Raw genomic sequence first — 6,697 nt, 5'->3', positions numbered from 1 at the left:
CTCCCGGACCGTGCGTCCTTTGTCACGAGAAGATAACGGGTCTAGCCCAAACTTGGAGGGTCGTTCACCCTCCCGTCGGCGCGCGGACGACTTCGGTTACCCGTCCCCGAGCACCGTTGGCGCCGTGAGAGTGACAGTCGTCGGAGGCGGCGTGGTCGGCACCATGCACGCCTGGCAAGCAATCGAACGTGGCCACGAGGTCGTACAGATCGAGCGGGAGGCGGAGGCGCGCGGCGCGTCGCTGCGCAACTTCGGGCAGATCTGGGTGAGCGGCCGGGCGGGGGGCGAGGAGCTGGAGGCCGCGCTGCGGGCGCGGGAGCTGTGGGAGGAGATCGGCGGCCGGGTGCCCGCACTGGGCTTCCGCGCCAACGGCTCCCTGACCCCGGTGCGCACGGACCTCGAACTCGCCGTGGCCGAGGCCGCCGTGGCCCGCCCCGACGCCGCGGCCCGCGGCTATCAGCTGCTGACCCCGGGCGAGGCCCGCGCGGTCAACCCCGCGCTGCGCGGCGAGTTCCTCGCGGCCCTGCACTGCGAGCGGGACGCGGCGGTCGAGCCCCGCACCGCCCAGCGCGCCCTGCGCGAGGAGCTCCTCAAGTCCCCCCGCTACACCTTCCTGCCGGGCCGCGAGGTCCGCGACGTGGCCGGCCCCGGAGCCGTCCGCGACGACCACGGGGACGTGCACCACGCCGACGCGGTCGTGCTGGCCACCGGCGCCTGGCTCGGCGGTCTGGTCCGCGAGCTGGCCGGTCCCGAGCTGCCCGTGCGCCGGGTGCGGTTGCAGATGATGCAGACCGACCCGCTGGGCGAGGCGCTGCCCACCTCGGTGGCCGACGGCGACAGCTTCCGCTACTACCCCGCCTACGCCTCCCCGGCCCTGGACGCGCTCAACGCCGGCCAGCCGCAGCCCGAGACCGCGGCCGCGCACAGGATGCAGCTGCTCATGGTGCAGCGCGCCGACGGCGGCCTGACCATCGGCGACACCCACGAGTACGAGCACCCCTTCGCCTTCGACACCGTCGAGGAGCCGTACGAGCACCTCAAGGGCGTCGTGGAGAGCTTGCTCGGCCGGCCGCTGCCGCGCATCCGGCACCGCTGGGCGGGGGTGTACGCGCAGTGCGCCGACAAGAGCCGCGTGGTGCACCGCCAGCAGGTGAGCGACGGGGTATGGCTGGTCACCGGGCCCGGCGGCCGGGGCATGACCTGCTCCCCCGCGATAGCCGAGACCACCGCGAACGAACTGGGCTGGTGAGCACCCCATGACCGACACCACCACCGACATCCGCCTCGTCGTCCTCGACATGGCCGGGACCACCGTCGCCGACGGCGGGCTCGTGGAGCGCGCCTTCGCGAAGGCCGCCGCCGAACTGGGCGTGCGGGAGGGCACGGCGGAGCACGCCGAGCACCTCGCCCACGTCCGCGCCACCATGGGCGAGTCCAAGATCTCCGTCTTCCGGCATCTGTTCGGGGACGAGGAGCGCGCCCGGCGCGCCAACGACGCCTTCGAGGAGGCGTACGGCGACCTGGTCGACGACGGTCTGATCGCCCCCGTTCCCGGCGCCCGCGAGGCCGTCGAGGAACTGCTCGCGAGCGGCCGCGCCGTGGTGCTGACCACCGGCTTCGCCCGGGTCACCCAGGACGCGATCCTGACCGCCCTCGGCTGGCGGGACCTGGTGCCGCTCACCCTGTGCCCGGCCGACGCCGGCGGGCGCGGGCGGCCCTTCCCGGACATGGTCCTGGAGGCCTTCGTGCGCACCAAGGCGGCCGAGGACGTACGGCAGGTCGCCGTCGTCGGCGACACCTCCTACGACGTGCTCAGCGGTGTGCGCGCGGGCGCCGGACTGGTCGCGGGCGTGCGCACCGGGGCCCATGGCGACGAGCAGTTCCGCGCCGCCGGGGCCACCCACGTCCTGGACTCCGTCGCCGGGCTGCCGGCGCTGCTCACGGGAGCCCGGTGAGATGAGCATCCGCTTCGATTCCGTCACGGTCGCCTACGACGGCAACGTCGTCCTCGACTCCCTCGATCTGACCGTCGAGCCCGGCGAGGTCATGGCGCTCCTCGGGCCGTCCGGCTCCGGCAAGACCACCGCGCTGCGGGCGGTCGCCGGGTTCGTCCGGCCCGCGTCCGGGCGGGTGCTCCTCGGCGGCCGGGACGTGACGGACCTGCCGCCGTACCGGCGGGGCATCGGGATGGTCGTCCAGCAGTACGCGCTCTTCCCGCACATGCGGGTGGACGAGAACGTGGCCTTCGGGCTCAAGGCCCGGGGGGCGGCCAGGAGCGAGATACGGCAACGGGTCGGCGAGGCACTGGAGATGACCGGCATGGCGGCCTACGCCCGCCGCCATCCGCGCGAGCTGTCCGGCGGACAGCAGCAGCGCGTCGCCATCGCCCGCGCGCTCGCCATCCGGCCCGGTGTGCTCCTCCTGGACGAGCCGCTGTCCGCGCTCGACGCCCGGTTGCGCTCCGGGATGCTCGCCGAACTCGCCCGGTTGCACCGCGAGTTGCCGGACGTCTCCATGCTGTACGTCACCCACGACCAGGTCGAGGCGCTGACCCTCGCCGACCGGATCGCGGTGATGGACAAGGCGCGGCTGCGCGCCTGCGGAACGCCCAGGGAGCTGTACCGGGCGCCCGCCGACGCGTTCACCGCGTCCTTCGTGGGCGGCGCGAACCTGCTGCCGGTGACGGTGGGCGCCGACGGCGTCGACCTCGCCGGCCGGGAGGTGAAGGTGGACACCGCGGGGGCGGTCGCGGGCGCGCGGGCCACCCTGTGCGTCCGGCCGCATCTGATCGGGCTCGGCGCGGGGCCGAACCAGCTCACCGGGGTGGTGCAGGAGATCCAGTGGCGGGGGGCCACGCACCGGGTGCATGTGAAGGTCGGCGAGCACGACGTCATGGCCGACGTGCGCGAGCTGAGGGAACCACCGGCGCGCGGGACCGAAGTCGCGCTGCACTTCGCCGCCGCCGACGCGGTGCTGCTGCCCGAGGGGGTCGGCCATGGCTGAGGCGGTGCGCGCCGCGCGGGCCGTCCGCGGCCGGGCGGAGGGCTCCCGGCGTTCCCTCGGGGCGTTCGGCCGGGCCCTTCCCCCCGTCGCCCTCCTCGCCCTGTTCTTCCTCTACCCCCTCGTCCTCGTGGTGCGGCAGTCCTTCCGGCCGGACAGCGGCGGCACCTCCGTCCAGCCGTACGCCGACGTGTTCGCCTCGGAGGCGTTCCGGCAGGCGCTGTGGACCACCGTGTGGCTGGCGCTCGCCTCCACCGCCGGGTGCCTGGTGCTCGGGTTCCTGCTGGCGCTGGTGATCGCGTTCGTGCCGTTCCCCGGGGCGAAGGCGGTGGCGCGGTTCGTCGACGTGTTCCTGTCCTTCCCGTCCTTCCTGATCACGCTGGCCCTGCTGTTCGTCTACGGCAGCGTGGGCATGGCCAACGGGGCGTGGACCGGGCTGACCGGCGCGGCGCAGGGGCCCTTCCAGTTCCTGAACACGCCCTGGGGCGTGCTGCTCGCGGAGATCACCTACTTCACGCCGTTCGTGATGCGGCCCCTGCTCGCCGCCTTCTCGCAGCTGGACACCGCCCAGCTGGAGGTGGCCGGTTCGCTGGGGGCGCGGGCGCCGCGGATCGTACGGACGGTGATCCTGCCGGAGGCGCTGCCCGCGCTCGCGGCCGGCGGCAGCCTCGTCCTGGTGCTCTGCCTCAACGAGTTCGGCATCGTGCTCTTCACCGGCGCGAAGGGCGTCACCACCCTGCCGATGCTCGTCTACAGCAAGGCGATCCTGGAGTCCGACTACCCGGGCGCCTGTGTGGTCGCCGTCGTCAACGTCCTGATCTCCGTGGGCCTTTACGGCCTCTACCGGGTGGTGAGCCGTCGTGCTGGTGCATAGCCGAGGGGCCAGGTGGGCCCTGTGGGCGGTGTTCCTCGTCCTCTTCCTGCCGCTGTTCGCGCTGCCGCTGCTGGTGGTGCTCGGCGCCTCCTTCGCCACCCACTGGTCCAGCGTCCTGCCCTCGGGCCCGACCCTCGCCAACTACCGCTCCGCGACCCGCGGCGAGGCCCTCCAGGCCCTCACCACCAGCCTGCTCACGGCCGCCGGGGCCAGCCTGCTGGCGCTGGCCACCGGCACCTGGGCCGCGCTGGCCGGGGCGGCCCTGGGCAAGCGCGCCAAGCGGGTGCTGGACGCCCTGTTCGTGCTGCCGGTCGCCGTGCCCTCCGTGGTGGTGGGCCTCTCCGTCCTGGTGGCCTTCTCCCAGCCGCCGCTGCTGCTCAACGGCACCCGGTGGATCGTGATCCTCGCGCACACCGTGCTGGTCACCGCCTTCGCCCACCAGTCCGTGTCGGCCGCGGTCACCCGCCTCGACCCGGCCTACGAGCAGGCCGCCGCCTCCCTCGGCGCCCGGCCCGCCCAGGTGCTGTGGCGGATACGGCTGCCCCTGCTGCTGCCCTCCCTCACCGCGGCCGCCGGGCTCTGCTTCGCCCTGTCCATGGGCGAGCTGAGCGCCACGATGATGCTCTATCCGCCGGACTGGACCCCGCTGCCCGTCCTGATCTACGCGGCCACCGACCGGGGCGCCCTGTTCAGCGGCTCCGCCGTCGCCGTGGTGCTGATGGCCGCGACCCTGCTCGTCCTGTTCGCCGTCTCCCGGGTCCGCACCCGGGCGTCGTACCGCTGACCCTCCGCCGAGTCCCTCCCGACCGCCGTGAAAACGCCAGGAGTTCGTTCCGTCATGTCCAGAACCCGCGTCCCGCTCGCCATAGCCCTCGCCCTGCTCGCCACCCCCGCGCTGTCCGCCTGTGGCGGCACCTCCGCCGCCTCCGACGCCAAGGAGGTCACCGTCTACAGCGCGGACGGCCTCAAGGGCGAGAACGGGGACGGCTGGTACGACAAGGTCTTCGCGGACTTCACCAAGAAGACCGGCATCAAGGTCAAGTACGTCGAGGGCGGCTCCGGCGAGGTGGTGCAGCGCGCCGTCCGCGAGAAGAGCAACCCGCAGGCCGACGTGCTGGTCACCCTGCCGCCGTTCATCCAGGAGGCCGCCGGCAAGGGCCTGCTGGAGAAGTACGAGCCCAAGGACTCCACCGCGGTCAGCGGGGCCGACAAGGCCCCCGACGGCACGTGGACGGCCGTCGTCAACAACTACTTCGGCTTCGTCTACAACAAGAAGGAGCTGAAGCGGGCGCCGAAGACCTGGGACGACCTGCTCGACGCCCGGTACAAGAACAAGTTGCAGTACTCCACCCCGGGCGTCGCCGGTGACGGCACGGCCGTGCTCATCCAGGCCATGCACGACCTCGGCGGCAAGGACCAGGCCCTCGCCTACCTGAAGAAGCTCCAGGCCAACAACGTCGGCCCGTCCGCCTCCACCGGCAAGCTGGCGCCCAAGGTGGACAAGGGCGAGCTGCTGGTCGCCAACGGCGATGTGCAGATGAACTACGCCCAGTCCAAGACCATGCCCGACCTCGGCATCTGGTTCCCGGCCGGCAAGGACGGCAAGCCGTCCACCTTCGCGCTGCCGTACGCGGCCGGGCTGGTCACCAAGGCCCCGCACGGCGCCAACGGCAGGAAACTGCTCGACTTCATGCTGTCACGGCAGGCCCAGGCCGAGGTCAGCTCGGTCGGCGGCGGTTTCGCCGTCCGCGAGGACGTCAAGCCCACCGACGCCAACGCCACCGCCCTGACCAGGCTGATGGACGGCGTCGAGTTCTTCCAGCCCGACTGGAACGACATCGACAAGAACCTGACGTCGTACGTCGACGACTGGAAGTCCGCGACGGGGAGCTGACCGCCTGCCGGAACTCCGGGGTACGGATCGGCCGGGTCTGACTACGCTGGGGGCGTCGGTACGCCGTGGTTCCGGCGCCCCCCGTCCATTGATCCCACGCATGCCAGGAGACGCTCAACATGGCAGACCGCAAGCCCATCGAATCGTGGCTCACCGACATGGACGGCGTCCTGATCCACGAGGGCGTGCCGATCCCCGGCGCCGATGCCTTCCTGAAGAAGCTGCGCGACTCGGGCCGCCCCTTCCTGGTCCTCACCAACAACTCCATCTACACCGCCCGCGACCTGCACGCCCGGCTGCGCCGCATGGGCCTGGAGGTGCCGACCGAGAACATCTGGACCTCGGCCCTGGCCACCGCCCAGTTCCTGAACGACCAGCGCCCCGGCGGCAGCGCCTACGTCATCGGCGAGGCCGGCCTGACCACCGCGCTGCACGACGTCGGCTACATACTCACCGACCACGAGCCCGACTTCGTGATCCTCGGCGAGACCCGCACCTACTCCTTCGAGGCCATGACCAAGGCCGTCCGGCTGATCAACAACGGCGCCCGGTTCATCGCCACCAACCCCGACAACGTCGGTCCCTCCACCGAGGGCGCGCTGCCCGCCACCGGCTCGGTCGCCGCCCTGATCACCGCCGCGACCGGCCGCAGCCCGTACTTCGTCGGCAAGCCCAACCCGCTGATGATGCGCGCGGGCCTGAACGCGATCGGCGCCCACTCCGAGTCCTCCGCGATGATCGGCGACCGCATGGACACCGATGTGCTGGCGGGCCTGGAGGCCGGGATGCGCACCTTCCTGGTGCTCAGCGGGGTCACCCGGATCGCCGAGGTGGACCGGCATCCGTTCCGGCCGTCCCAGGTCGTGGACTCCATCGCGGACCTCGTCGACCTCATCTGAGCCGGAGCCGGGACCGGGCATCACCCGGAC

The 6,697-nt window shown here is 72.4% G+C and carries 7 protein-coding genes; all 7 read left to right on the top strand.

Annotation, left to right across the window (positions count from 1 at the left end; all coding sequences use genetic code 11):
* Nucleotides 1-124: 124 nt before the first annotated feature.
* The 7 genes from FRZ03_RS20850 (at nt 125) to FRZ03_RS20820 (ending at nt 6,667) form a co-directional block, all read left to right on the top strand.
* Complete coding sequence (locus FRZ03_RS20850) at nt 125-1,249, top strand: TIGR03364 family FAD-dependent oxidoreductase (protein ID WP_146466672.1); 1,125 nt, start codon at nt 125-127, stop codon at nt 1,247-1,249.
* 7 nt (nt 1,250-1,256) lie between these two features.
* Entirely contained in the window at nt 1,257-1,955 is a 699-nt protein-coding gene (locus FRZ03_RS20845; protein ID WP_146466671.1) for a phosphonatase-like hydrolase, read from the top strand.
* A gap of 1 nt (nt 1,956) precedes the next feature.
* The gene (locus FRZ03_RS20840; protein ID WP_146466670.1) at nt 1,957-3,003 is read left to right on the top strand and encodes an ABC transporter ATP-binding protein; all 1,047 of its coding nucleotides are present in this window, start codon (nt 1,957-1,959) and stop codon (nt 3,001-3,003) included.
* The gene (locus FRZ03_RS20835; RefSeq protein ID WP_146466669.1) at nt 2,996-3,874 is read left to right on the top strand and encodes a 2-aminoethylphosphonate ABC transporter permease subunit; all 879 of its coding nucleotides are present in this window, start codon (nt 2,996-2,998) and stop codon (nt 3,872-3,874) included. The genes FRZ03_RS20840 and FRZ03_RS20835 overlap by 8 nt, the downstream gene beginning before the upstream one ends.
* The gene (locus FRZ03_RS20830; RefSeq protein ID WP_186785538.1) at nt 3,861-4,658 is read left to right on the top strand and encodes an ABC transporter permease; all 798 of its coding nucleotides are present in this window, start codon (nt 3,861-3,863) and stop codon (nt 4,656-4,658) included. The genes FRZ03_RS20835 and FRZ03_RS20830 overlap by 14 nt, the downstream gene beginning before the upstream one ends.
* A gap of 54 nt (nt 4,659-4,712) precedes the next feature.
* The gene (locus FRZ03_RS20825; protein ID WP_146466668.1) at nt 4,713-5,768 is read left to right on the top strand and encodes a 2-aminoethylphosphonate ABC transporter substrate-binding protein; all 1,056 of its coding nucleotides are present in this window, start codon (nt 4,713-4,715) and stop codon (nt 5,766-5,768) included.
* A gap of 119 nt (nt 5,769-5,887) precedes the next feature.
* Nucleotides 5,888-6,667 (top strand): HAD-IIA family hydrolase, encoded by a 780-nt coding sequence (locus FRZ03_RS20820; RefSeq protein ID WP_146466667.1) that lies wholly within the window; start codon nt 5,888-5,890, stop codon nt 6,665-6,667.
* Nucleotides 6,668-6,697: the final 30 nt, after the last annotated feature.

This window comes from Streptomyces misionensis, from assembly GCF_007896895.1.
In the GTDB taxonomy this organism is placed as follows: Bacteria; Actinomycetota; Actinomycetes; order Streptomycetales; family Streptomycetaceae; genus Streptomyces; species Streptomyces misionensis_A.
Note: the sequence above shows the minus strand (reverse complement) of the source record. Positions and strands in the feature narration are given on the sequence as shown.

Bases quoted from the DNA above. Each gene is read 5' to 3' on its own strand.
- FRZ03_RS20835 (WP_146466669.1), top strand. From the start codon at position 2,996: ATGGCTGAGGCGGTGCGCGCCGCGCGGGCCGTCCGCGGCCGGGCGGAG.
- FRZ03_RS20825 (WP_146466668.1), top strand. From the start codon at position 4,713: ATGTCCAGAACCCGCGTCCCGCTCGCCATAGCCCTCGCCCTGCTCGCC.
- FRZ03_RS20840 (WP_146466670.1), top strand. From the start codon at position 1,957: ATGAGCATCCGCTTCGATTCCGTCACGGTCGCCTACGACGGCAACGTC.
- FRZ03_RS20820 (WP_146466667.1), top strand. From the start codon at position 5,888: ATGGCAGACCGCAAGCCCATCGAATCGTGGCTCACCGACATGGACGGC.
- FRZ03_RS20845 (WP_146466671.1), top strand. From the start codon at position 1,257: ATGACCGACACCACCACCGACATCCGCCTCGTCGTCCTCGACATGGCC.